The following is a 23,296-nucleotide window of genomic DNA, read 5'->3' as shown; positions in this document are numbered from 1 at the left end:
ATAGAGTAAACGGTAAGAATTTATGCATATCACCTTGGCATGTACCCTGGAAACGGCACCAGCCTCAGCAGATCAATTAAAAAGCGTCATTAATGAGAAACGTACAGAACTGGCTCCCTTACTCACCAGCGAGCTGCGCTATTATTCTGAAAATGCGCGCTATGTCGATGGTTCATTAGAAATACTTGATATTCAAAATTTGTCCGGCCTAGATTATTCAATGAGTTATCGTTACCAGTGGCACATTTTTAATGCCTGTCTGGATATCAATACACAAGAAACCGTCAACGGCAGCGTTCGATTCACCCAGGTTCCACAAGGATTAATTTTTGATATAATCGATAACACGCCTCCGTCACCTGCCGATGAATTGTAAGTTTACGTAATAATGACAGGCCGAACGCGGCGAAATGTTTTATATTTAAAATATCTGGAATAATTGATGCAACAGCGAGAAAATCATCTCGTCGCCGGATTAACTTGATGTTTCATGCCAGGCAACGGCGTTGCGGTTTCAAACGTAAAGGGGTTATACGGAAAGTTTATATGCCCTAAATAATTCGAGTTACAGGAAGGCGGCAAGGGAACAAATCCCGATGGACCTGCTCAGGTAAGTGATTCGGGTAACCGAGTGCGTCAACATAGCTGCAACTTGAAGCATGCCGGGTATAAACTGTATCCGTTAATGACATCAATCCATCTACTCACCAAGTGCGGTCACCCAGAAATTAAGATTTGCGGAGGAGATGATATGGATGAGTACTCGCCGAAACGGCATGATATTGCTCAACTCAAATTCTTGTGTGAAAATTTGTACGATGAAGGCATCGCGACGTTGGGCGACAGTCACCACGGCTGGGTCAACGATCCGACATCGGCCGTCAACCTGCAACTGAATGAACTGATCGAACATATTGCTTCGTTTGTGATGAGTTATAAAATAAAATACATGGATGAAAGTGATTTTTCAGAATTGGTCGAAGAGTATCTCGACGATACCTACACGTTATTTAGTAACTACGGTATTAACGATTCCGATCTGCGCCGTTGGCAAAAAACCAAACTGCGATTATTCAGAATGTTCTCAGGAGAGGTTTGCTGTACGAAAATGAAAACTTAGGGGATAATTACCCCCAAATATTTAACTGTTTAAATAAGATTAATGACTATAAGGCTATCATGACAAAAACCGACTATCTGATGCGTTTACGTAAATGCACCACTATAGATACTCTTGAGAGAGTGATTGAAAAAAACAAGTACGCGCTATCCGATGATGAGCTAGAACTGTTTTACTCCGCAGCCGATCACCGTCTGGCGGAACTCACCATGAATAAGCTGTACGACAAAATCCCAACGTCTGTTTGGAAATATGTAAGATAATCAGTCGTTCAACTGCGTTGAGCCGATGCCGCTATCGGCCTCAATGATAAATCCCCTTTGGCTATTTTCTTATTTTTAACCGTCTCGGTTTTGACATTGAAAGTTCTGCAGGATTAATTGGAAGCACTCTTCAATTAACGGTGAGCGTATTCCCTGCCTGGCGCGCATCAGTGCGACGCTGCGGCTCAGCAACGGCTGTTGTAAATGGACCAGCGCTAATTCATCATCATGCAAATGCGTAGTATACAACTGCGGCAAAATGGTCACCGCTAATTGCGAACGCACCAGCCCATATAAGGTCTCCAGAAAATCGACCTGATAACGGGGGGTGAAATTAAGCCGATGGGTTTCCGCCAGCGCCGTCACCAACCGGCTGACGTTCCCTTTGGAAAAGAGCGCAATATCCCGGCCGATTAACTGTCGCCAGGGCACATGATGAGATTCCGCCAGGGGATCGTCGCGATGCGCCACCACGATAAACGGGTCTTCCAGCAACGGGTGAATTTCCAGCGTCGCCGGTACCGAACGGTCAAGAGCGCCAATGCCGAAGTCAATCTGCCCGTTGTCCAACTGCGTCAATAAAGAATCATTGGTCTGATCGTGATATTCCACGCGCAAACGGGGAAAATACTGCATCAATAATTGCGGCACCGCGGGAAACAAAAGGCTGCCCACCGACGGCACCAAGCCGATACGCAGCGTACCGTCGCCCCCGTCCAGCATAATTTTCTGCATATCATCAAACGACGCCTGCGCCACATTCAGCAATCGTTCGGCATGCGGCAAAATCGCGGCTCCCAGCTCGGTTAATGTCACCGCCGACGCGGTGCGATTGACCAACCGTCCGCCCAGCACCGATTCTATCTGTCGTAACGCACTGCTCAGCGCCGGCTGACTGATCGCCAAGCGGTGCGCGGTATCGGTAAAATGCCGCAGCCTGGCCAGTGTGACAAAATACTGAATCTGTTTCAGGGAAAGCGCGGGAAGCCGGCGCCAGGGTTCAAACATCGCAACTGTCCGCCACATTACGGGGTAAACGTTTGCTACAGCATAAACGTTTCTTATCGCGCGATAAAATAAATCATCTGTGCAAACTCCGCGCTCCCCCCTAGAGTAACAGCCCTGTCATTTTTCAGGGTAATTATCATGGCCTCCTCCTCCGTCAGCCTCCACGAACGTCAACGCGCCATTGCCGCCGCGCTGGGGAAAACGCCGTTCGATCTGTTGCTGACCAACGCCCGCATCGTCGATATGGCTACCGGCGAAATTCGCCCGGCCGATGTCGGCATCGTCGGCGTGCTGATTGCCAGCGTACACCCCTGCGGCGCCTTCTCCGCCGCACACGATACGCATGATTTAAACGGCGCCTATCTCAGCCCGGGGCTGATCGATACCCATGTGCACGTTGAAAGCTCCCATTTACCGCCGGCGCGCTACGCGGAAATCGTTGTCGCACAAGGCACCACCACCATCTTCTGGGACCCGCATGAGCTGGCCAACGTACTCGGCGTCGCCGGCGTACGTTACGCCATTGACGCCAGCCGCGATCTGCCGCTGCGGGTCATTTGCGCAGCGCCGTCCAGCGTGCCGTCAACGCCCGGGTTGGAGATGTCCGGGGCGGATTTTGCCGGCCAGGAAATGGAAACCATGCTGGGCTGGCCAGAGGTGGCCGGCGTCGCCGAAGTGATGGATATGCACGGCGTGCTCAACGGCAGCGAACGGATGATGGAGATCTTAAGCGCCGGCCTCAACAGCGGCAAACTGATTGAAGGCCATGCCCGCGGCCTGAGCGGTGCTGAGCTGCAGGCGTACCTCGCTGCCGGCGTCACCTCCGACCATGAGCTGACCTCGGCTGATGACGCACTGGAAAAACTGCGCGCCGGCCTGACCCTGGAAATTCGCGGCTCTCACCCTTATCTGCTGCCGGATATCGTCGCGGCGCTGAAAAGCCTGCCGCACCTGTCGTCCCAGATCACCGTCTGCACCGATGACGTTCCGCCGGATACGCTGCTGGAAAAAGGCGGCATTATCGCCCTGCTGAATATGCTGATCGAGCACGGCCTGCCGTCAACTGACGCCCTGAGGATGGCAACGCTTAACGCCGCCATCCGCCTGCAACGCAACGATCTGGGGCTGATCGCCGCCGGGCGACGTGCCGATCTGGTGGTGTTTGACACACTGGAACAGCTTTGCGCCCGCCGGGTATACGTTTCCGGGCGCTGCAGCGCCCAGCACGGCAAAATGCTGACGCCGGTGGCCGACAATCCGCAGCTCAGCGTACCGCGCGATACCCTGCGCCTGGCGCCGCCGGCGGCACAGGCGTTTGTCCTGAAGGTGCCAAACATCAGGCACGGGCAGGCCACGCTGCGCCATATCAAAGGCGCGCGCTTTACCCAGTGGGGTGAAACCACGGTGGAGGTGCGTGACGGCCAGGTACAGCTGCCGGCCGGCTTCAGCCTGATCTGGGTGCAGCACCGTCACGGTCGCCATCAGGCGATACCGCAGCTGGCGCTGCTGGAAGGCTGGGGAGAGCTGCGCGGCGCCATCGCCACCAGCTACTCTCACGACTCGCATAACCTGGTGGTGCTGGGGCGCGATCCGCAGGATATGGCGATTGCGGCCAACGCGCTGATCGCCAGCGGCGGCGGCATGGCACTCAGCCAGAACGGCGAAATACTGGCGCAGGTCGCCATGCCTATCGCCGGTATGCTATCGGATCTGCCGCCGGCCGAACTCGCGCAGCAGTTCAAAAACCTGCGCGACCTTAGCGCCAAAATCGCCGACTGGGAACCGCCCTACCGGGTCTTCAAGGCCATCGAGGGCACCTGTCTGGCCTGTAACGCCGGGCCGCACCTGACCGATCTTGGTCTGACCGACGGCACCACGCGCCAGATTGTCAATCCGCTGGTCGCCTGCTGGGAAACGCCGGCCTGAAAATAAACATAATAATGATGATGCCTACCCGGCCGTCACGGTTCGGGTTACAAAACAGGAGAGCCTTAAATGGCCGATAATTCAGTGAATGCTCCAGCACCGGGGAGCTGGTTACAACGACGTTTTCAACTGCACGCCCGGCGCAGTACGGTTAAAAGCGAGTGCCTGGCGGGCGTCACCGGTTTTCTGGCGGCCGCCTACCTGCTGGTGGTGATCCCCGGCCTGCTGGCGGTTGGCGGCATGGATAAAGGCGCGGCAACCACCGGTACGATTTTGGTCTTTGTCGCCGGTACGCTGCTGATGGCGTTTTACGGCAACCTGCCGTTTATCGTCGGGCCGGGCATCGGCGGTTCGGTCCTGGTCGGCGTGACGCTGGCCGGCAGTGAGGGCATCAGCTGGCAGATCGGGCTGGGGATCGCCTGCTGGTCAGGTATCCTGTTTTTTGCGCTGACCCTGTTCGGGCTGCGGGAAGTGGTGACCCGTTCCGTACCGCAGTCGATAAAGCTAGGTCTGACCGCGTCAATCGGCCTGTTCGTCGCCGTGCTGGGCTTTCGTAACTCCGGGCTGGTGCTGGCCAACGCCAAATCCAACGCCCTGATGCTGGGGGATTTCACCGCGCCGGGCGCGCTGGTGGCGCTGGCCGGGCTGTTTTTAGCCATCGCCCTGCAGGCAAGAAAAATTCCCGGCGCTATCCTGTGGGCGATACTGTTCGCCACGCTGATCGGCATTCCGTTCGGCGTCACCCAATTGCCCGCCCGTTTTATCGCCGCGCCGCACGCGCTGACGCCGGTTTGGGCGCAGGTGGATATGCTGGGGGCGCTGAATATCGCCTTCCTGCCGTTCCTGTTCGTCTTTTTCGCCTCCGAGTTCTTCTCTACCATGGGCACCACGCTGGCGGTCGGCGGCGAAGCCGGTCTGCTGGACGAACACGGCAATATGCCGCAGATCAACCGCCCCTTTATGGTGGACTCCATCGCCGCCGCGCTGGGTCCCTGGGTCGGTATTCCGGCGGCAACGGCGCTGATCGAATCTTCCGCCGCCGCTGAAGCCGGCGGTAAGACCGGGCTGACCTCGCTCGCCGCCGCCGTCATGTTCCTGCTGATGCTGCTCTTTACCCCGGTAGCGTTGATGATCCCCAAAGAGGCGACCGCCCCGGCGCTGATTTTGATCGGGTTGAATATGTTCAGCGGACTGCGCAAGGTCGATTTAGCCAACTTTACCGACGGCCTGCCGGTGCTGATGATGGTGATGATCACGCTGATCGCCAACAGCTTCGGCACCGGAATCGCCGGCGGGCTGCTGTTTTATATCATTATCAAGGCGATCGCCGGGAAATGGCGCGAGGTGCCGGCAGGCCTGTACTTGCTGGCAATCCCGCTGGTCTACTACTTCGCTACGCTGGTCAGGCATTAATCTCAGCGGCATCGGCGCAGGCCGATGCCGTGGTTTAATACTGCGGCGCCGCCTGCAGCACACCACGGTTATCCCGCCATACGGAAAGTTGCACGGCAAAATCGCGCCGGTGAGGAGCGATGTAATTTTTCGCCTTACTGGCCGAATAGAGTTCGACGGCAACGTTGTATGCCCGGCCCAGCGTAAACTGATAGCCCTGCGTGGGCACGCAATCATCCGCCGACACGGCCAGTCGCCCGCTGTCGTTTTCCCCGAACCGCTTATCCATTTTGTGGCTGACGTTGCCTATTTCCTCAATATAAATAGCACCGATCGTTTCATCACCTTCCGGTTGCACCCTGATGCATACCTGATTCGCTACGACGCTAACTGCGGCCCGCTCCATTGGCGGCCGCGGATCGCCCAGTTGACAGCCAGACATCGTCACGGCCAACAAACACAAGAAAGATTTCTTCATCGCAGGTTACCTTTGGGTAAAAAACGTGGCGCTATAAGATGATTTTCTTCAGCCGCTGTCAATCCGCGTAAAACTAACATTTTCACGTTAATTCATTGCATTACATGTTTTTTAAACCAACGTATTTGGGAGAGGATGACTGATAGCGGACAAGGGCGGCAACGAAACACAGGGCGGAGACAGCGGCATATTTACAGCGGTAAGAGGGCCATGAGGCCCTCTGATTCCAAGCGGGGTTATAGACTGCGCTCTAAGGCAACATAGCGCGCTTCTTTCTTCTGTTTCATACGCCAGAACAGCCACAGCATAATAAACCACGCCGGCGTGGCGATAAGCGCCTTGCGGGTATCCGGATCAAACAGCATGATGAAGATGGTAAAGGCGAAGAACAGCAGCGTCACCCAGCTCATCAACACGCCCGCCGGCATTTTAAACATCGACCGCTCATGCAGTTCGGGGGACTTTTTGCGGTATGCCAGATAGGCGATCAGGATCATCATCCAGCTGTACACCACCATAATCGCGGCCAGCGTCGAGACGATGGTAAACAGCGTCATCACATTGGGCACCAGGAACAACAACAGCGTGCCGCTTAACATACAAAAACAGGAGAACAGCAGGCTGCGCACCGGGATGCGAGTGGTGCGCGACAGGATGCGAAACTGCCCGTGGGCATGCTTTTCCACCGACAGGCCGTACAGCATACGCGTACTGGAATAGACGCCGCTGTTCGCCGACGACATTGCCGACGTCAACGCGACAAAATTAATCATCGCCGCCGCCGCGGGCAAACCGGCCTTGTCAAACAGCGTCACAAAAGGGCTGCTATCCGGCGAGATCCCCGGCCATGAGGTCACGCCGATAATCACAATCATCGACAGCAGATAAAAAATAATAATCCGCAGCGGCAGCGAGTTAATGGCGCGCGGCAGGATCTTCTGCGGATCTTTGGTTTCCGCGGTCATCGTCCCCAGCAGTTCAATACCGGTGCAGGAGAAGATCGCAATCTGAAAGCCTGCCAGAAAACCGGTGATGCCATGCGGCATAAACACCTGCGGATCGGTGATATGCGTCAGCGAGGCCTGCACGCCGTCCGGCGATGTCCAGCCGGAGGCAATCATCCAGCCGCCGGTCAGGATCAGCGCGATAATGGTGATAACCTTGATCAAGGCGAACCAGAACTCCGCCTCGCCAAACATTTTCACCGACAGCAGGTTAAACAGGCACAGCAGGCCAAGAGTGAATAACGCCGGGATCCAGGCCGACATTTCCGGAAACCAATACTGCATATAGCTGCCGCACACTACCACGTCGGCAATGCAGGTCACCACCCAGCTCAGCCAGTAGGTCCAGCCTAAAAAGAAGCTGGCCTGCGGGCCGAGGTAATCACCGACAAAATCGGCAAACGAGCGGTAGTCCAGCTTTGACAGCAGCACCTCCCCCATCGCCCGCATCACCATATAGGTAAAAAAACCGACCAGTACATAGATAAGCAGGATCGACGTGCCGGAGATGGCGATATTTCTGCCCGCCCCCATAAACAGGCCGGTGCCAATCGCGCCGCCAAGCGCGATCATCTGGATATGACGCTCACCGAGGCCGCGCGTCAGTTTCTGCGGGGCAGACGTCGTCTGCCCTTCAGGTTTATGCTGTGTCATGGCTATTCCTTCATCAATCTGGCAAAGCGAGATGCGGCGCGGCAGGGCGCAGCTGCAAACAGGTTGGTGATAGCGCAGTCAGCCAGGCGTATCGTCGCCGACCGCGTGATTCATTTCCGGCACCCTAGCGCTGGAAATCATAGATTGAGCCAAGGCGTAAAATTTGCGTGAGCTCGTCAAGCGCCTGCCGCACCTCATACAACAGGTGGGGATCGGCCAGGTCGCGGGCGTGCAGCCGGTCGCGATAATGTTTTTCGACCCACTGCGTCAGGCGGTGATAGCGTTCATCATTCATCAGACTGGCAGCGTTGACGGCGGACAGTTCGGCATCGTTCAACGCCACCCGCAGGCGCAGGCACGCCGGCCCGCCGCCGTTGCGCATGCTCTCACGCAGATCGAATACCGCAACTTCATCAATGGGCGAGCGTCCGTCGCGCGTCAGATCGCTGAGGTATTCCCAGACGTTGGCGCGCTGGCGACACTCTTCCGGCACCACGATCAGCATTTTCCCGTCCGGCTTGCTGAGCAACTGGCTGTTGAACAGGTATGAGGCCACCGCATCCTCCAGGCTGACCCGCTCCTGCGGCACCTCGACGTTGATAAACGGCAGTTCCAGCGCGTCGGCTTTTTCGCGCAGCGCCGCCAGCACCTCTTGCTGGTTCAGAAACGCATGCTGATGATGGAACAATACGTTACGGTTACTGACCGCAATCACATCGTTATGGAATACCCCGCTGTCGATGGCCGCCGGGTTCTGCTGCGCATAGAGCGTGTATTCCGGCTTCAGTTGATGCAGCCGCGCCACCGCCTGACAGGCCTCCAGCGTTTGACGGGCCGGATACCTGACCGGTGCCGGCCCGCCGCCAAAGGCGCGCCGGCCGTAAACGAACAGCTGCAGCCCCTGCTGGTTATAGTTCTGACACAGCCGGTTATGGTTGGCCGCGCCTTCATCGCCGAAGTCGCTCTGCTGCGGCAGGGCCGCGTGATGGCAGAAGTAACGCTCATCGGCGAAGGTGGCGCGCAGAATCGCCGAGGTGACCGGCGCTTCCTGCGCACGGTGCAGTTTGTTATTCAGGTTGGCGACGGTGAAGTGCAGTTTGCCGTCCGCACTGTCGGCCGACGGGGAAACCGTGGCGGCATTGGCGGTCCACATCGATGAGGCCGAACTGTAGGCCGACAGCAGCTGCGGCGCGTCAGCGGCGGCGCGCTGCACAATCTGCGCATCCGTCCCCTGAAAGCCCAGCGCGCGCAACGCGGCAACATTGGGCCGCGGCTGCGGCGGCAGAATGCCCTGAATATATCCCCGGTCTGCCAGCGCTTTCATTTTATGCAGCCCCTGCAGCGCCGCCTGACGGGGGTTGGACAGCCCGTCGCGGTTGTTCTGCGAGGCTTCATTACCGACGGAGAGCCCGGCATAGTGATGCGTAGGCCCGACCAGGCCGTCAAAGTTGGCTTCAGCGCCCGACATCCACTGCGTTTTTACGGTCATAAGCGTCTCTTTCCTAAGGGTTAAGTGTGAGCACGTGGAGCGGATCCCGTTCGCCGCTTTGCAACGCATCCAGCAACGGCTGGCCAAGCGTCTGCGCTTCTTCCGCCGCGATCAACAGCGCGCGGAAATGGGCAAACTGGTTATTAGCGACAATCACCGGCGATGTCGGATCGAGCGTCAGCTGATGCGCCGACGTACGTTGCACGCGGCGAATCGCCTTGAGCTTATCGGTTTCAGCCTCCAGCACCGGGCCGGCATCAAAAATATCGACTGACCCCTGCCAACTGAATCCCTCTTTTTCCAGGATCGCCCTGGCCGGCGCCGTTTGCGTGTGCACCTGCCCGATGGCTTGCCTGGCGCTGTCCGGCAGCAGAGAGACGTAAATCGGGTAGGACGGCATCAGTTCGGCAATGAAAGTTTTCATACCGCTGCCGCTGAGGCGGTCTGCTTCGGCAAAAGGAATAGCAAAAAAATGGTGGCCCAGCGCATCCCAGAAAGGCGAATGGCCGTTGTCATCAAGCAGCCCGCGCAGTTCGGCAAAAATATGGGAGGAAAACCAGCTCCTGAAGGCTGAAATAAACAGGAAGCGCGCCTTGGACAGCAGCAGCCCATTACGATTTTTTTGATATTCCGGATCGAGGAACAGGGTGCAGAGTTCGCTGTGGCCGGTATGGTCATAGCTCAGATTGAGGAGTTCAAGGTCCTTATACACGCCCAGCTCTTTCGAGGCCCGCACCGTACGCTGCAGGCGGAAGTTATAGAACGGCTCATCCAGCCCTACCGCAACTTCAATCGCGCTGACGCCCGCCACGCACGCGCTCTCGGTGTCTTCCAGCACGAACAGAAACCCTTGCTGAGCGCGCGGTAACTTGCCGGCGAAGGTATCGATACTGCGGCGAATGCGTGCTTCCAGCCGCGCCCTGTCATTGGGCAACGACGTCAGCCCGACGCCCGCGCGTGATGCCAGCCGCATGATGCCATTCAGATCGTCTTCCCGAACGGGTCGAAAAATAATCACTACTGCGCTCCCTAACCAAGCTGACGGAACGTGGCAACACGTCCGGCAGGAATAAAAAAAGCGGGTAAAAAGCACCAACCGCGTCTTCGTTCCCCCCTATTGCATCGCGCTCCTTTCCATGATGAATGCCCACAGTCAACCCGCCGGCGGCCCGGGTAAACGGGACGCTGCATACGTTTTTTTAATGCACGCCTACCCGTTGCGCTGAGAGAAAAATTCATCGCGACTGAGAGGGAACAGGAAAAACCAGACGGTTAGCAGGTCATTACCAATACCTTTTTGGTTGCGTACCTTAATGCTGTGTCTGCTAACGAAATAAAGTCAATACGAAATAACATCAATTTATTCACTTTTTGATAACCTTCAATATTCTGAAAAATAGACATAATTTCACACTTTATTCACTAAATAGCGCGCAAATTGAATAAATATGCGGTATATGTGGGCAATAGAAATGACTTTTTATTCACTTAATCATGCTGCCCGGCGGCTTAAATCCAGTTATTTCCTCTGCCGGGAGATAGCATATTTTTAAAATAGTGTTAACGTTAAGCGCGTACCGTTCATTGCACTAACTTTCCACGTCTACACAACATAATTTTTGGTAAAACAGGCCTATTATGGAAAAGTTATCTTACGCTTCCGAAAGCTCCACCTCTCCTTGGGTAACCTATCTGCGCCAAATCGACCGCGTCGCGCCCCATCTGGGTGACCTGGCCCATTGGATCGAAACGCTGCGCCACCCTAAGCGCGCGCTGATCGTCGATATTCCGCTGCAAATGGATGACGGCACCATCCGCCATTTCGAGGGCTATCGCGTACAGCACAACCTGTCGCGCGGCCCGGGCAAAGGCGGCGTGCGTTATCACCCCGATGTGGATCTCAATGAAGTGATGGCGCTTTCAGCCTGGATGACCATCAAGTGCGCAGCCTTGAACCTGCCGTACGGCGGCGCCAAAGGTGGTATCCGCGTCGATCCTTTCTCCCTGTCTGAAGGGGAACTGGAGCGGCTGACCCGCCGTTATACCAGCGAGATCGGCCTGATTATCGGCCCGCAGAAAGATATTCCCGCACCGGATGTCGGCACCAACGGCAAAGTGATGGCCTGGATGATGGATACCTACTCCATGAACCACGGCACCACAATCACCGGCGTGGTGACAGGTAAACCGATCCACCTGGGCGGCTCTCTCGGCCGTGAAAAAGCCACCGGCCGCGGCGTATTTATTACCGGCTGCGAAGTCGCCAAACGTTCCGGCATTGAGATTGAAGGCGCCAAAATCGCGCTGCAGGGCTTCGGCAACGTGGGCAGTGAAGCGGCTCGCCTGTTTGAGAAAGCGGGCGCACGCATTGTGGCCGTACAGGACCACTCGGCAACGCTGTACAACGAAGCCGGCATCGATTTAACCGAGCTGACCGTCTGGCAAGCCGAAAGCAAACAGATTGCCGGCTTCCCTGGCGCGCAGGAAATTGCCAAAGAGGAGTTCTGGACGCTGCAGATGGATATTCTGATCCCGGCGGCGCTGGAAGGACAAATCACCCGCGAACGCGCGGAGAACCTCAGCTGCAAACTGGTTCTGGAAGGCGCCAACGGCCCAACCTACCCGGAAGCGGATGACGTACTGGCCGAGCGCGGGATCCTGGTGGTGCCTGACGTAATCTGTAACGCCGGCGGGGTAACGGTCAGTTACTTCGAGTGGGTGCAGGATATGGCCAGCTTCTTCTGGAGCGAAGAGGAAATCAACCAGCGCATGGACAAAATCATGACCGACGCCATCGCCCACGTGTGCGATAAAGCCGAAGAAAAGAACTGTTCACTGCGTACCAGCGCCTATATCGTCGCCTGCGAACGTATCCTGCTGGCCCGTAAGGACCGCGGTATTTATCCGGGCTGATCGGCAGCGTGCCGTAAGACTGCCAGCAAGGGCGCGGACCGCGCCCTTTTCATTGCCTGCCAGTCAGCCATTATTCCTGATCACGGCTTGTTGATAGGCCTCCCGCGTCTGACAACGCAGCAGATACTCCTCAAACACGGTCGGCAGAGGAATCCCGCACGCTTTTGCCCACATCAGGTTTTGGGCGACAAAGATATCGGCAATCGTGAATGTGTCCCCCGTAATCCACGATGCAATAGACTGATGTTCAAGACACTTAATGGCACTCTCCGCCTCCCGCCGGGCCACTTCTGCCACCGCAGCAACCTTGAGCGCATCAGGAAGTAATGCCACATGCTTCAACAAAGACCAGAGCGGCGGCTCCAGTTCGGTCAGTGCAAAGCTCATCCATTGCTCAACGCGGGCATTAGCGCGGAGTTCGGCAGGATATAAACACTGCCCTGCCGTCTTGGCACACACATACTTACAGATAGCCGCGCTTTCAAAAATGAGGAATCCCTTATCGTCCAGCACCGGCACCTTATTCTGCGGATGGGGTGAACGGATTTCCGGCGTGGCAGACAGCAGATTGACGCGTACCGTCTCATAATCCAGATGTAACTCTTCAAGCGCCCACAGCACGCGTAACGAGCGGCTTTTTGGGAAAGTATAAACTTTCATCCGTCATCCTTTTTTCCAGCGTTCTAATGATGAAGCAGGCTGCCCAGGGAGAAAAACACCAGCAGCATGCCTCCACCGATATTGATGTACTTTTTCAGCGTCAGGGGATCGGCTTTTCTGGCGGAGAACACCAGCGCATAGCTGACCGCAATCAGCCAGACGCTCATTACCGCAATATGTACCGAAGCCAGCAGCAAATAGTTGCCAAGCTCCCCGTGCCGCCCGGCAAACTGCGACACCACCGTCAGATAGAACATAATGGCTTTTGGGTTCAGCACATTGAGCAACCACGCGCTCTTCAACGTGACGCTCCCCCGACCGCTATTCAGCGCCAGCCGCCGTGCGGAAACGCCGCTGCGGATCAGTTGAATCCCCAGCCAGAGCAGGTACAGGTTGCCGGCTATTTTCAGCACGCCGAACGCCGCCGGCGACGCCGCCAATACGGCGGTAACGCCAAGGCCAATCAGGAGTGCATGGGTGTAGATGCCCAGCGCCGTACCGAGCAGCGTTCTGAGCAATCCCTGGCGGCCGTCCGCCAGCGCGCCGTTCATCGCCAGCGTGAAACTCGCGCCGGGAGAAAGCGCGACGGGCAACAGTGCGGGGATAAAACCAGGCAGGTTAATGTCCATAGACGAAGGATAATAGGTAACCGCTTTCGGCTTGGCAAGCGTATGGGGAACGTTGCGGGATGTGCGTTCGCGCGCCGGGAAGAACGGGAAAACCCACGGCACCAGGCTAAAAAATAGGGGGGAAAGCAATCGGATGGCAGAAATGGTGGAGGCCCTGCCAGCTACATCCCGGCACACACGTCACCTGCTGCGGCTGCTTCCTTCCGGACCTGACCGAGTTCACAAGTTAGTGTTGCGGGAGAACCAACAGGGCCCCCATTGACGGCTTCCATACTGCGAAGCGGTGGGCATTATCGGTGATGGCATCTGAAATAGCAAGCCGACCGGGACCAACCGCTGTTTTCTTACCCAACCGGCCTGTGGCACACTGCCAGTCCGACAGCAATACGGCGTATTTATCTCTATGGAATCCACAGACCCGACTTTCCGCCAGCGCGTCTTTCACGTCGTCGCCGCCATTCCCTGCGGCAAGGTGATTGCCTATGGCGACGTGGCCCAGTTGGCCGGCTCACCGCGGGCGGCGCGCCAGGTTGGCGGTATACTGAAGAAACTGCCGGCGGGCAGCACCCTGCCCTGGCACCGGGTGATCAACCGGCACGGCAAGATCTCGTTGCGTGGCGAGGATTTTCAGCGGCAGCGGCAGGCGCTGCTGGCGGAAGGAATTATGTTCGATGCCGAAGGCGCGGTGGACTTTGCCCGTTTCGGCTGGCGGCCATAATAACGCTGCCTTTAGCCAGTAAGCCAAAGGCAGCGGAAAACACCATCGGGTAACGCCGTTACGGCATCGCGGTTGATGCCGCCTGTACCGGTACGTTCTGCACCGGCACCAGTTGCAGGTCGGCGTGGGTGCCGTTGCGGTTGACGACTTCCTGAATCGTGTCGGTGATAAAGCTCAGTTGCCCGTCAACGGTTACCGCCGCACTCAGTATGACGCGGGCATTCGGCTGGATATCCGCCGGGTTGTAGGGAACGGCAAAGGTAAACGGCGCCTGCTGGCCTTCAGTACGGATCACCCGCTGAGCGATCACCTTGGACGGTGCGTCCGCCAGCGAGGCATCGGACAGCGTGACCGTCAGCACCGCATGCGGCGGCAAGGCAATACGCTGGGCGATATTGACCGTCCCCGTCACCGCAGGGCCGGTCACCTGCATTTGTTGTGCGGTCGCCGGGCTTCCTGCTGCCGATGTCGGGGCATCTGCGCCATTCTGGGCACAGCCGGCCAGCGTCACGGCGGCGGCCCCAGCAAGGATTTGCCAGAATTTCATCGAGCGGTCTCCTTCTTTATTATCAACAAATTGGCGGCTTACGCCGTCTTACCCCTTAAACCTAGCACAAAACTCTGAGACATTCTCATCCGCCTGCCGATTAATCAGCCCGTACAGCGGTGGAAAGCACGCGCAAACACATTGAAACTGACAGCAGGAAAACAGGGTTGTACTATTGCCCGCAACGATCGACTGCCGGTAGGGACGCGATGAAAAGTGATATGAACAGCATTCCGATTTTTCTGGCCGCCGCTGAAGCCGGCAGCTTTTCCCGTGCGGCGGAAAATCTCTACCTGACGCGTTCTGCCGTCACCAAAACCATCGCCCGTCTGGAAGCGCGTCTGGGCGTCACCCTGTTTAACCGCACGACCCGCAGCCAAAGCCTGACCGAACAAGGCATGCTGTATTACGACCATTGTCGGCGCGCCGTTAACGAGATCCAGCAGGCGGAAGATCTACTGGCTGGCGACAGCCTGCAGGTCAGCGGACGCCTGCGCGTTTCCGTACCGGTGCTGCTTGGCCATCTCTGCATCGCGCCGCTGTTGACGGCGCTGGCGCAGGAGCACCCCGGGTTACAGCTGGATATGGCGTTCAGCGATCGGGTGATCGATCTGACGGAAGAAGGCTTCGATCTGGCGATCCGCATCGGCGAACTCGCAGACAGCGGTAGTCTGATCGCTCGTCAGCTGGCGACGCACAGCATGGTGTTTTGCGCCGCACCGGACTATCTCGCGCGGGCCGGCGAACCGCTATCGGCAGAGGATCTTGGGCAACACGCCGCCATTGCCTATACCCGCGCCGGCCGTCTGCAGAAATGGCGTATCAGCGGCGCTCAGGAAGAAATGTCGGAACTCACACCGCAGGCAAAACTGATGATGGATGATATGCAGGCCATCAAAGACGCTGCGCTCTCCGGGTGCGGCATTGCCTGGCTCCCCTACTGGCTGGTGCGCGATGCGTTAACCACCGGCGCGCTACGGGCCATTCTGACCGCGCACCACAGTGGCCACTGGCCGGTTTATGCCGTTTGGCCGCGCACCGTGCGGCTGCCGCTCAAGGTCAGGATTGCGGTCGAGCGCCTGCTCAGCGAACTGCCCGCCAGAATGGCGGCGGCAGAAGCCCCCGCCAACTAGCGAGGAAACTTTACGCCAGCGCAGCAATGGCAGCCTGCGCCTCGGCAATGCCCTGCGCTCGTCCGTGCGGTCTGGCATCCAGCCCCTCCGCATAGATAAACTCGACATCATTCACGCCAATCAACCCCAGCACGGCGCGCAGATAGGGTGTCACCGCATCCGTAAGCCGATCGACATGCACCCCGCCGCGTGGACTGACGACGATCGCCCTCACGCCCTCAACCAATCCCACAGGATAATTGGCGGTATATTTGAACGTCATACCGGCGCGGACCACCAGGTCGAACCAATTTTTTAGCTGCGTCGGTACATTCAGGTTATACATCGGCGCACCAATCAGCAGCACGTCGCTCGCTTTCAGCTCAGCAATTAGCCGGTCTGACAGCGCCACCACCCTCTGCGCCCGCTCGCTAAGCGTCTGAGCTCCGCGCATGGCGCTGAATAACTCGCCATCCAGCACCGGTAAATTCAGTGCCGTCAGGTCGTGTTCGATAATCTCGTCATCCAGGCCTTTCGCCCGACGCGTCGCCAAAAAGTCATCAATCAACGCATTGCTCTGGGAACCCACGCCCATAATGCTGGATCTAAGTACCAGTAATTTGCTCATCATATGTCCTGAATGTGTTGTTTCACACGGCTCCGCCACCCACGGCGCGTAACCCCATGCCGGAATGCTAACACCGACAAGATGGAAACATTGTTGGCATAAATGAACAGAAAAGATTCCGAATAGGAAACAATAAACGGGTGTCGGTAATCACTTTGCGCCCCGTTGTGTGAGGTTCATACTATGGCAACAGTAGTCGGATTTAGCCGGTTGCGGCTTACCGTGATCTTCCGCACACTACACAAAACAATTATTAGAAGGATGACCTTTTATGAGCCAGGCATTGCAAAACCTTCTTGAGCTGCTCAAGTTGGAAAAAATCGAAGAGGGCCTGTTCCGCGGGCAAAGCGAGGATCTGGGCTTACGCCAGGTATTCGGCGGTCAGGTGGTCGGTCAGGCGCTGTACGCCGCCAAAGATACGGTACCGGCCGAGCGCAGCGTGCACTCGTTCCACAGCTACTTCCTGCGCCCGGGCGACAGCAGCAAAGCTATCGTCTACGACGTCGAAACGCTGCGCGATGGCAACAGTTTCAGCGCCCGCCGGGTCAGCGCCGTTCAGAACGGCAAACCCATTTTCTATATGACGGCCTCGTTCCAAAGCCCGGAAAGCGGCTTCGAACACCAGAACACCATGCCTGACGTGCCGCAGCCGGAAGGCCTGATGTCCGAATCAGAAATCGCGCAGCAGCTGGCGCATATGCTGCCGGAAAAGGTGCGTGATAAGTTTACCAGCCAGAAACCGCTGGAAGTGCGCCCGGTAAAATTCCATAACCCGCTGCAGGGCAAGGTGGACGAGCCGTACCGCTACGTCTGGCTGCGCGCGAACGGCGCCATGCCGGATGATGCGCGTATTCACCAGTATCTGCTGGGCTATGCCTCCGATCTGAACTTCCTGCCGACGGCGCTGCAGCCGCACGGCGTCGGCTTCCTGGAGCCGGGGATGCAGGTAGCGACCATCGACCACTCCATGTGGTTCCACCGGCCGTTCCGCATGGATGACTGGCTGCTCTACGCGGTGGAAAGCACCTCGGCATCCAGCGCTCGCGGTTTTGTTCGCGGGCAGTTCTATACCCGCGACGGCGTGCTGGTCGCCAGCACGGTGCAGGAAGGGGTGATGCGCCGCCATACGGCATAACGCCGGCCAAGAAAAAAGGCGATGTTGCCATCGCCTTTGTTGCTTCATCATTATTTTATTATCGATTTACTGGTTGTAGGCGCTTTCGCCGTGGCTGTTGATATCCAGCCCTTCGCGCTCCTGCTCTTCCGGCACACGCAGCCCCACCAGCACACCGGCGATCTTGAAGGCGATAAACGCGGCAACGCTGGACCAGATCAGCGTAATGATCACGCTGAGCAGTTGGATCCACACCTGATGCCCCATGGTGACGCCTTCCGCATAGCCGGTGCCTCCCAGTGAAGAGGCGGTGAATACCCCGGTCAGCAGACAGCCGACGATGCCACACACGCCGTGTACGCCAAAGACGTCACAGGTATCATCCACATTCAGCCATTTCTTCAGCGTCACCACGCCCCACAGGCCGGCGACCCCACCGACCAGGCCGATAATCAGCGCGCCGCCAACGCCGACGGTACCCGCCGCCGGCGTAACGGCAACCAGCCCGGCAATACAGCCGGAACAGGCGCCCAGCAGCGACGGTTTGCCGCGCACCAGCCATTCGGCAAACACCCAGGAAAGGATGGCGCCGGCGGTGGCGACCACCGTGTTCAGGAAGGCTAATGCCGCAACGCCATTGGCCTCGCCGGCGGAACCGGCGTTAAAGCCGAACCAGCCGATATACAGAATCGAAGTGCCGGTAAAGACCATCGGCAGGTTGTGCGGTTTGAACGCCTCCTTGCCGAAGCCCGCGCGTTTGCCCAACAGGTAAGCGCCAATCAGGCCGGCGCTGGCGGCGTTGATATGCACCACCGTGCCACCGGCAAAATCCAGCGCGCCATCGGCCGCCAGGAAACCGCCGCCCCACACCATATGGGCAATCGGCAGGTAGGAGATGGTGAACCAGATCGCCGCGAAGATAATCACCGCGGAAAAGCGGATACGCTCGGCAAACCCGCCCACCACCAGCGCCACGGTAATGCAGGCAAAGGAGCACTGGAATGCCACGTGCACCAGTTGGCTATAAGAGCCGGTAATGCTGTCAATGCCGATGCCTTTCAACATTGCGGTGTCGAAACCGCCGTAAAACGCATTGCCCTCGCTGAAGGCCAGGCTGTAGCCATACAGCACCCACAGCACGCACACCAGCGCAAAGGTCACCATCACCTGAGTGAGCATCGACAGCACATTCTTGCCGCGCAGCAAGCCGCCATAGAATAATGCGATACCTGGTAGAGTCATAAACAGCACCAGTGCGGTGCAAATCATCATAAAGGCGTTATCGGCCTTATCGATGGCCGCCGGAGCAGCCTGAGCCAGAGAAGGCGCCAGGGCTGCCGCACTCAGGCCCAACATGGATAAACGTTTTTTCATTATTGTCTGATCCCCATTTCAGTCGCTGAGTCGGTATTTACAGCGCGGCTTCATCGGTTTCGCCGGTACGTATGCGAATCACGCGCTGCAGTTCGGCCACAAAAATTTTGCCGTCGCCAATTTTGCCGGTGTAAGCGGCTTTGCTAATCACATCAACCACTTCGTCTAATTGATCGTCGGCAATGGCGATATCGATTTTGACTTTGGGTAAAAAGTTGACGCTGTATTCGGCGCCGCGGTACAGCTCGGCGTGCCCCTTCTGGCGGCCAAACCCTTTTACTTCAGTGACGGTCAGCCCCTGAATACCGACTGAGGATAGGGCTTCACGCACGTCCTCCAACTTGAATGGTTTAATCACCACGGTAACCAGCTTCATATTGCCCCTCCACAATTAAACCCAAACTCACCCCTGGTATAAGTCTGAATAAAGCAAAGGCTGTGCCATAAATTGTTTTAGGAGAAAACTCAGCGGATTATCCGTCTGCCGACGGCGGGAGCCTGCAGAAGCGGGCGGAGGAGAGATTGTTGGTTGTTTTTTGCGCACCACGGTAGTGCGCGCTGTATCATTGCGGTGCAAAGCGGGAAATTTACCGGCTAACGTGCCTGATAATGGTGCGTTATCCCGACCGCAGCCGGGATAACGCCGTGATGGGTTTAGACCGGCTGGCTGTCTTCGCGGGTCGCCGCCGCCAGCTCTTCACCCGCCAGCTGCAGCTGATACATCTGGTAATAGCGGCCCCGCTGCGCCAGCAGCTGCTGATGGTTGCCCTGCTCCACCGCGTGGCCGCGATGCAGCACTAAAATGGCGTCGGCATCAACGATGGTCGATAAACGGTGGGCAATCACCACCAGCGTGGTGTGCTCGCGAATCGCCCGTAATGCCCGCTGAATCGCCTGTTCAGTGCCGGAATCAATATTGGCGGTCGCTTCATCCAGGATCAGAATCTGCGGCGCCTGCACCAGTACGCGCGCCATCGCCAGCAACTGCTTCTGGCCGACCGACAGATTATTGCCCTGTTCGCCCAGCCGGGTGTGAATGCCCTGCGGCAAGCCGCGCACCAGCTCCGCCAGCTGCACCGTCTCCAGCGCCTGCCACACCGCCTCTTCGCTGATATTCCGCCCCAGCGTCACGTTCGCCAGCACCGACTCGGCGATCACCACCGGATCCTGCTGCACCATGGCGATCCCCTGTCGCAGCGTACGGTGCGACAGGTTTGACAACGGCCGGCCATCCAGACGAATTTCGCCTTCGCTCACCGGGTAGTAGCCCATCAGCAGGTTAGCCAGGGTGCTCTTGCCGCTGCCGGTATGGCCGACCAGCGCCACAAAACCGCGCGACGGCACGTTGAGCTGAATATGTTGCAGTACCTTCTTGTCAGAACGGTAAGCAAAACTCAGGTTGTCGATATCGATACGGCCGCTCTGCAGCGGGCGCTCATCGGCGCCATACTGCTGCTGACTGCGATCCATCAGTTCGAAAATACGCTCGCCGGCCACCACCGCCTGCTGCAGAATCGACTGTTGCGAGGTCAGCTCAATCAGCGGCTCATTCAGCCGTCCCAGATAGTTGATAAAGGCGTACAACACCCCGACGCCGATAGAGCCCTCGGCGCTAAAGCCAAACAGCATCAGCAGGCCGCACAGCACCAGGGCAGAAAACAGGCTCAGCAGCGGCCGCAGCAAAAAGCCATCCAGCCGCAGCGTCTGCATACGGGCGGTATAGTGCGACCAGCTGGCGTTGCTCATCCGCTCGCCGAAACGCACCTGCTGGCGGAACTGCTGGATCACCCCCATGCCGTTGATCACTTCGTTAAAGCCGTCGTTGATATCCGCCAGATAGCTGCGCACCCGCCGTACGATCGGCGTGCTGTAATACTGATAAATCGCCATTACCAGCAATACCGCCGGGAAGATGCAGATCGCCACCAGCGCCATGCGCCAGTCGAGGCTGAACATCGCCACCAGCATGGCACCGATCAGCGCCGCGCTTTTCAGCACGGTGGACACCACCATCACATACAGATCTTTGATCACCTCGGTGTCATTGGTGACGCGGGAGATCAGCTGGCCGACCGGCTGGGTATCGAACGCGCTGAGCGGCTGGCGCAGCGCGGCATCCATCACATCGGTGCGCAGACGCTGCACCACGCCGACCGCCGCCCGGTTAAACAGTATCGCCTGAAAATAGTGCAGCGCCGCCGCCAGCATCTCCAGCAGGATGTAAGCGCCCGCCAACCCGCAGATAATCATCAGCGGCAGCTGCCCTTTGGCGACATAGTTATCAATAAAATAGCTGATGAGGATCGGGCCGGCCACTTCCGCCGCCGCCGCCACCCACAGCATCAGCACCGCCAGTCCCAGCGGTTTACGATACGGTGAGCCATAAGCCAGCAGCCGCTTCAGCGTCGGCCACAGCTTCTGAACTTTATTCATTGGTTAACATCTCCACGCCGATTTCCGGCGCCTCATCCAGCGCGGCCTCCAACTGCTGATAGCGATACATATCGCGGTACCAGCCCGGCTGCGACGCCAAAACGGCGTGCAGGCCGCGCTGCGCCACGCTGCCATGCTGCAGGACCAGGATTTCGCTGGCTTCGGTCAATGCCGAGAGCCGGTGCGCGCTGATGATCACCGTCCGGTTCTGCCCCCAGCTGCGCAGGTTATGCAGAATCTGGTGCTCGGTACGACCATCCACCGCAGACAGCGCATCGTCGAGGATCAAAATCTCCGCATCCAGCAGCAGCGCGCGCGCAATGGAGATACGCTGTTTCTGCCCGCCGGACAGCATCACGCCGCGCTCGCCCACTTCGGTTTCATACCCCTGTGGCAGGCGCAGAATATCGTCATGCACGCTGGCCAACCGCGCCGCCTGCTCAATCTCTTCCTGCGTCGCATCCGGCTTGCCGAGCGCAATGTTGTTCGCCACGCTGTCGGAAAACAGGAACGGCGTCTGGCTCACCACCGACAGGCGGGCGCGCCAGGCGTCCAGCTTCAGCGTCGTCAGCGGCATGCCGTGGTAGCAGATCTGCCCGTCATCAATATCGAACTGGCGCTGGATCAGGGAAAGCAACGTGGTCTTCCCGGCGCCGGTCGGGCCGCACAGGCCAAGCATCTGCCCCGGTTTAAGCCGCAGAGCGACGTCATGCAGCGCCGCGTGCTGATTCTCCGGGTAATGGAAACGGCGGATATCCACCGCCAGCTCACCGCGCCCGGCCGGCAAATCACCTTCGCCGTCCACCACCGCCGGCGCCTCATCCAGCAGGCTGCGCAGGCGGCTGTAGGCGGCGCTGCCGCGTTCGACAATATTAAACATCCACGCCAGCGCCAGCATCGGCCAAATCATCAGCCCCAAATACATCACAAAGCTGGTCAGTTGCCCCAAGGTCAGCGTCCCGTTCACCACCATCCAGCTGCCGCCGCCGATAGCCAGCAGGTTGGCGGCGCCGATGGCCAGATAGATGGTCGGGTCAAAACGCGCGTCGATGCGCGCCACATGCATATTTTTCGCGCCGGTACGCGCCGCCACCTCGGCAAACTGGTTGGACTGGTGATCCTCCAGCCCGAAGGCTTTGATCATACGGATGCTGGTCATGCTTTCCTGCGCCTGGTCGTTCAGGCTGGAAAACGCCGCCTGCGCCGACTTAAAGCGCTGGTGCAGCTGGTCGCCGTAATACTTGATCACAATCGCCATAATCGGCATCGGGATCAGCGACAGCAGCGTCAGTTGCCAGCTGATTTGGGTACTCATCACGATCAGCACCACCAACCCCATCACCAGCGAATCCACCAGCGTCAGCACGCCTTCGCCGGCCGCGAACACCACCCGATCGACATCGTTGGTGGCTCGCGCCATCAGATCGCCGGTGCGGTGCCGCAGATAAAACGCCGGGTTTTGCCGGCTCAGTTGGCGGTAGAAGTTCTCCCGCAGCTCAACCGCCAGCTGATAAGAGGCGCCGAACAGCAGGACGCGCCAGACATAGCGCAGCAGGTACACCAGGATGGCGGTGGCGATCATCAGTCCCAGCCATGCCAACAGCACGCCGGTAGACATATGCTCTTTGGTTACGCCGTCCACAATCACGCCGACCAGCTTCGGCGGCAGCAGTTGCAGAATGGCGATAATGATCAGCAGCGCCACCGCACCCAGATAGCGGCGCCATTCGCGGCGGAAATACCAGCCGATTTGAGCAAATAATCTCACGCAGTGTTATTCCAGATATTTTGGTGTTGTTAACTCTTGTTGTGCTCGTGCGCCACGCATTACGTA

The 23,296-nt window shown here is 57.8% G+C and carries 22 protein-coding genes and 1 other RNA gene; 9 read left to right on the top strand and 14 right to left on the bottom strand.

What is annotated here, in order from left to right:
* Window positions 1-22 precede the first annotated feature (22 nt).
* The 3 genes from CLM71_RS05120 (at window position 23) to CLM71_RS05110 (ending at window position 1,383) form a co-directional block, all read left to right on the top strand.
* Window positions 23-376: a hypothetical protein gene (locus tag CLM71_RS05120; protein ID WP_105230045.1), complete on the top strand. Its 354-nt coding sequence runs from the start codon at window positions 23-25 to the stop codon at window positions 374-376.
* A gap of 375 nt (window positions 377-751) precedes the next feature.
* The gene (gene tomB / locus CLM71_RS05115; protein ID WP_105230044.1) at window positions 752-1,120 is read left to right on the top strand and encodes an Hha toxicity modulator TomB; all 369 of its coding nucleotides are present in this window, start codon (window positions 752-754) and stop codon (window positions 1,118-1,120) included.
* 59 nt (window positions 1,121-1,179) lie between these two features.
* Window positions 1,180-1,383: an HHA domain-containing protein gene (locus CLM71_RS05110; protein ID WP_015671220.1), complete on the top strand. Its 204-nt coding sequence runs from the start codon at window positions 1,180-1,182 to the stop codon at window positions 1,381-1,383.
* A gap of 75 nt (window positions 1,384-1,458) precedes the next feature.
* On the opposite strand, the gene CLM71_RS05105 is transcribed toward CLM71_RS05110, so the two are convergent.
* Complete coding sequence (locus CLM71_RS05105; RefSeq protein ID WP_105230043.1) at window positions 1,459-2,391, bottom strand: LysR family transcriptional regulator; 933 nt, start codon at window positions 2,389-2,391, stop codon at window positions 1,459-1,461.
* 138 nt (window positions 2,392-2,529) lie between these two features.
* Between CLM71_RS05105 and CLM71_RS05100 the strand changes: the two genes are divergently transcribed.
* Both CLM71_RS05100 and CLM71_RS05095 read left to right on the top strand, forming a co-directional pair.
* Window positions 2,530-4,317, top strand: a complete 1,788-nt coding sequence (locus CLM71_RS05100; RefSeq protein WP_105230042.1) for an adenine deaminase — start codon at window positions 2,530-2,532, stop codon at window positions 4,315-4,317.
* Window positions 4,318-4,386: 69 nt separating this feature from the next.
* A complete protein-coding gene (locus CLM71_RS05095; protein WP_105230041.1) occupies window positions 4,387-5,730 on the top strand; it encodes an NCS2 family permease in 1,344 nt (447 codons plus the stop codon).
* A gap of 34 nt (window positions 5,731-5,764) precedes the next feature.
* On the opposite strand, the gene CLM71_RS05090 is transcribed toward CLM71_RS05095, so the two are convergent.
* The 4 genes from CLM71_RS05090 to astA form a co-directional block, all read right to left on the bottom strand.
* Complete coding sequence (locus CLM71_RS05090; RefSeq protein WP_158684783.1) at window positions 5,765-6,187, bottom strand: putative T6SS immunity periplasmic lipoprotein; 423 nt, start codon at window positions 6,185-6,187, stop codon at window positions 5,765-5,767.
* A 236-nt stretch (window positions 6,188-6,423) separates the two neighbouring features.
* Complete coding sequence (locus CLM71_RS05085; protein ID WP_105230039.1) at window positions 6,424-7,845, bottom strand: amino acid permease; 1,422 nt, start codon at window positions 7,843-7,845, stop codon at window positions 6,424-6,426.
* 124 nt (window positions 7,846-7,969) lie between these two features.
* Window positions 7,970-9,313: an N-succinylarginine dihydrolase gene (astB, locus tag CLM71_RS05080; RefSeq protein ID WP_105233223.1), complete on the bottom strand. Its 1,344-nt coding sequence runs from the start codon at window positions 9,311-9,313 to the stop codon at window positions 7,970-7,972.
* Window positions 9,314-9,347: 34 nt separating this feature from the next.
* Window positions 9,348-10,349, bottom strand: a complete 1,002-nt coding sequence (gene astA / locus CLM71_RS05075; RefSeq protein WP_232251669.1) for an arginine N-succinyltransferase — start codon at window positions 10,347-10,349, stop codon at window positions 9,348-9,350.
* Between the two features lie 623 nt (window positions 10,350-10,972).
* Here astA and CLM71_RS05070 point away from each other — a divergent pair.
* A complete protein-coding gene (locus CLM71_RS05070) occupies window positions 10,973-12,247 on the top strand; it encodes a Glu/Leu/Phe/Val dehydrogenase (RefSeq protein WP_105230037.1) in 1,275 nt (424 codons plus the stop codon).
* Window positions 12,248-12,310: 63 nt separating this feature from the next.
* On the opposite strand, the gene CLM71_RS05065 is transcribed toward CLM71_RS05070, so the two are convergent.
* The 3 genes from CLM71_RS05065 to ffs form a co-directional block, all read right to left on the bottom strand.
* Complete coding sequence (locus CLM71_RS05065) at window positions 12,311-12,907, bottom strand: glutathione S-transferase family protein (RefSeq protein ID WP_105230036.1); 597 nt, start codon at window positions 12,905-12,907, stop codon at window positions 12,311-12,313.
* Window positions 12,908-12,930: 23 nt separating this feature from the next.
* Window positions 12,931-13,536, bottom strand: coding sequence for a LysE family translocator (locus CLM71_RS05060; protein WP_105230035.1), 606 nt, complete (start codon window positions 13,534-13,536; stop codon window positions 12,931-12,933).
* A gap of 152 nt (window positions 13,537-13,688) precedes the next feature.
* An RNA gene (gene ffs / locus CLM71_RS05055) (signal recognition particle sRNA small type) lies at window positions 13,689-13,785 on the bottom strand.
* Between the two features lie 154 nt (window positions 13,786-13,939).
* Here ffs and CLM71_RS05050 point away from each other — a divergent pair.
* Window positions 13,940-14,254: an MGMT family protein gene (locus CLM71_RS05050; protein WP_105230034.1), complete on the top strand. Its 315-nt coding sequence runs from the start codon at window positions 13,940-13,942 to the stop codon at window positions 14,252-14,254.
* A gap of 58 nt (window positions 14,255-14,312) precedes the next feature.
* Here CLM71_RS05050 and CLM71_RS05045 read toward each other — a convergent pair whose 3' ends face one another.
* Window positions 14,313-14,801 (bottom strand): YbaY family lipoprotein, encoded by a 489-nt coding sequence (locus CLM71_RS05045; protein ID WP_105230033.1) that lies wholly within the window; start codon window positions 14,799-14,801, stop codon window positions 14,313-14,315.
* A 209-nt stretch (window positions 14,802-15,010) separates the two neighbouring features.
* Between CLM71_RS05045 and CLM71_RS05040 the strand changes: the two genes are divergently transcribed.
* A complete protein-coding gene (locus tag CLM71_RS05040; protein WP_105230032.1) occupies window positions 15,011-15,934 on the top strand; it encodes a LysR family transcriptional regulator in 924 nt (307 codons plus the stop codon).
* Between the two features lie 10 nt (window positions 15,935-15,944).
* Here CLM71_RS05040 and CLM71_RS05035 read toward each other — a convergent pair whose 3' ends face one another.
* A complete protein-coding gene (locus tag CLM71_RS05035; RefSeq protein ID WP_105233222.1) occupies window positions 15,945-16,541 on the bottom strand; it encodes an NAD(P)H-dependent oxidoreductase in 597 nt (198 codons plus the stop codon).
* Between the two features lie 271 nt (window positions 16,542-16,812).
* On the opposite strand from CLM71_RS05035, the gene tesB reads away from it, so the two are divergent.
* The gene (gene tesB, locus CLM71_RS05030) at window positions 16,813-17,676 is read left to right on the top strand and encodes an acyl-CoA thioesterase II (RefSeq protein ID WP_105230031.1); all 864 of its coding nucleotides are present in this window, start codon (window positions 16,813-16,815) and stop codon (window positions 17,674-17,676) included.
* Between the two features lie 66 nt (window positions 17,677-17,742).
* Here the strand turns inward: tesB and amtB are convergent, their stop codons facing one another.
* The 4 genes from amtB to CLM71_RS05010 form a co-directional block, all read right to left on the bottom strand.
* Window positions 17,743-19,029 (bottom strand): ammonium transporter AmtB, encoded by a 1,287-nt coding sequence (gene amtB / locus CLM71_RS05025; protein WP_105230030.1) that lies wholly within the window; start codon window positions 19,027-19,029, stop codon window positions 17,743-17,745.
* Window positions 19,030-19,066: 37 nt separating this feature from the next.
* On the bottom strand, window positions 19,067-19,405 hold the full coding sequence (gene glnK, locus CLM71_RS05020) for a P-II family nitrogen regulator (protein ID WP_004949337.1): 339 nt from the start codon (window positions 19,403-19,405) through the stop codon (window positions 19,067-19,069).
* Window positions 19,406-19,683: 278 nt separating this feature from the next.
* Window positions 19,684-21,462 (bottom strand): SmdB family multidrug efflux ABC transporter permease/ATP-binding protein, encoded by a 1,779-nt coding sequence (locus tag CLM71_RS05015; protein ID WP_105230029.1) that lies wholly within the window; start codon window positions 21,460-21,462, stop codon window positions 19,684-19,686.
* Window positions 21,455-23,230 carry a SmdA family multidrug ABC transporter permease/ATP-binding protein gene (locus CLM71_RS05010; RefSeq protein WP_105230028.1) on the bottom strand — a complete coding sequence of 592 codons (1,776 nt, stop codon included), beginning with the start codon at window positions 23,228-23,230 and terminating at the stop codon, window positions 21,455-21,457. The genes CLM71_RS05015 and CLM71_RS05010 overlap by 8 nt, the downstream gene beginning before the upstream one ends.
* Between the last annotated feature and the right edge of the window lie 66 nt (window positions 23,231-23,296).

This window comes from Serratia sp. MYb239, assembly GCF_002966855.1.
In the GTDB taxonomy this organism is placed as follows: domain Bacteria; phylum Pseudomonadota; class Gammaproteobacteria; order Enterobacterales; family Enterobacteriaceae; genus Serratia_B; species Serratia_B rhizosphaerae.
This window is presented reverse-complemented; position numbering and strand designations above follow the sequence as displayed.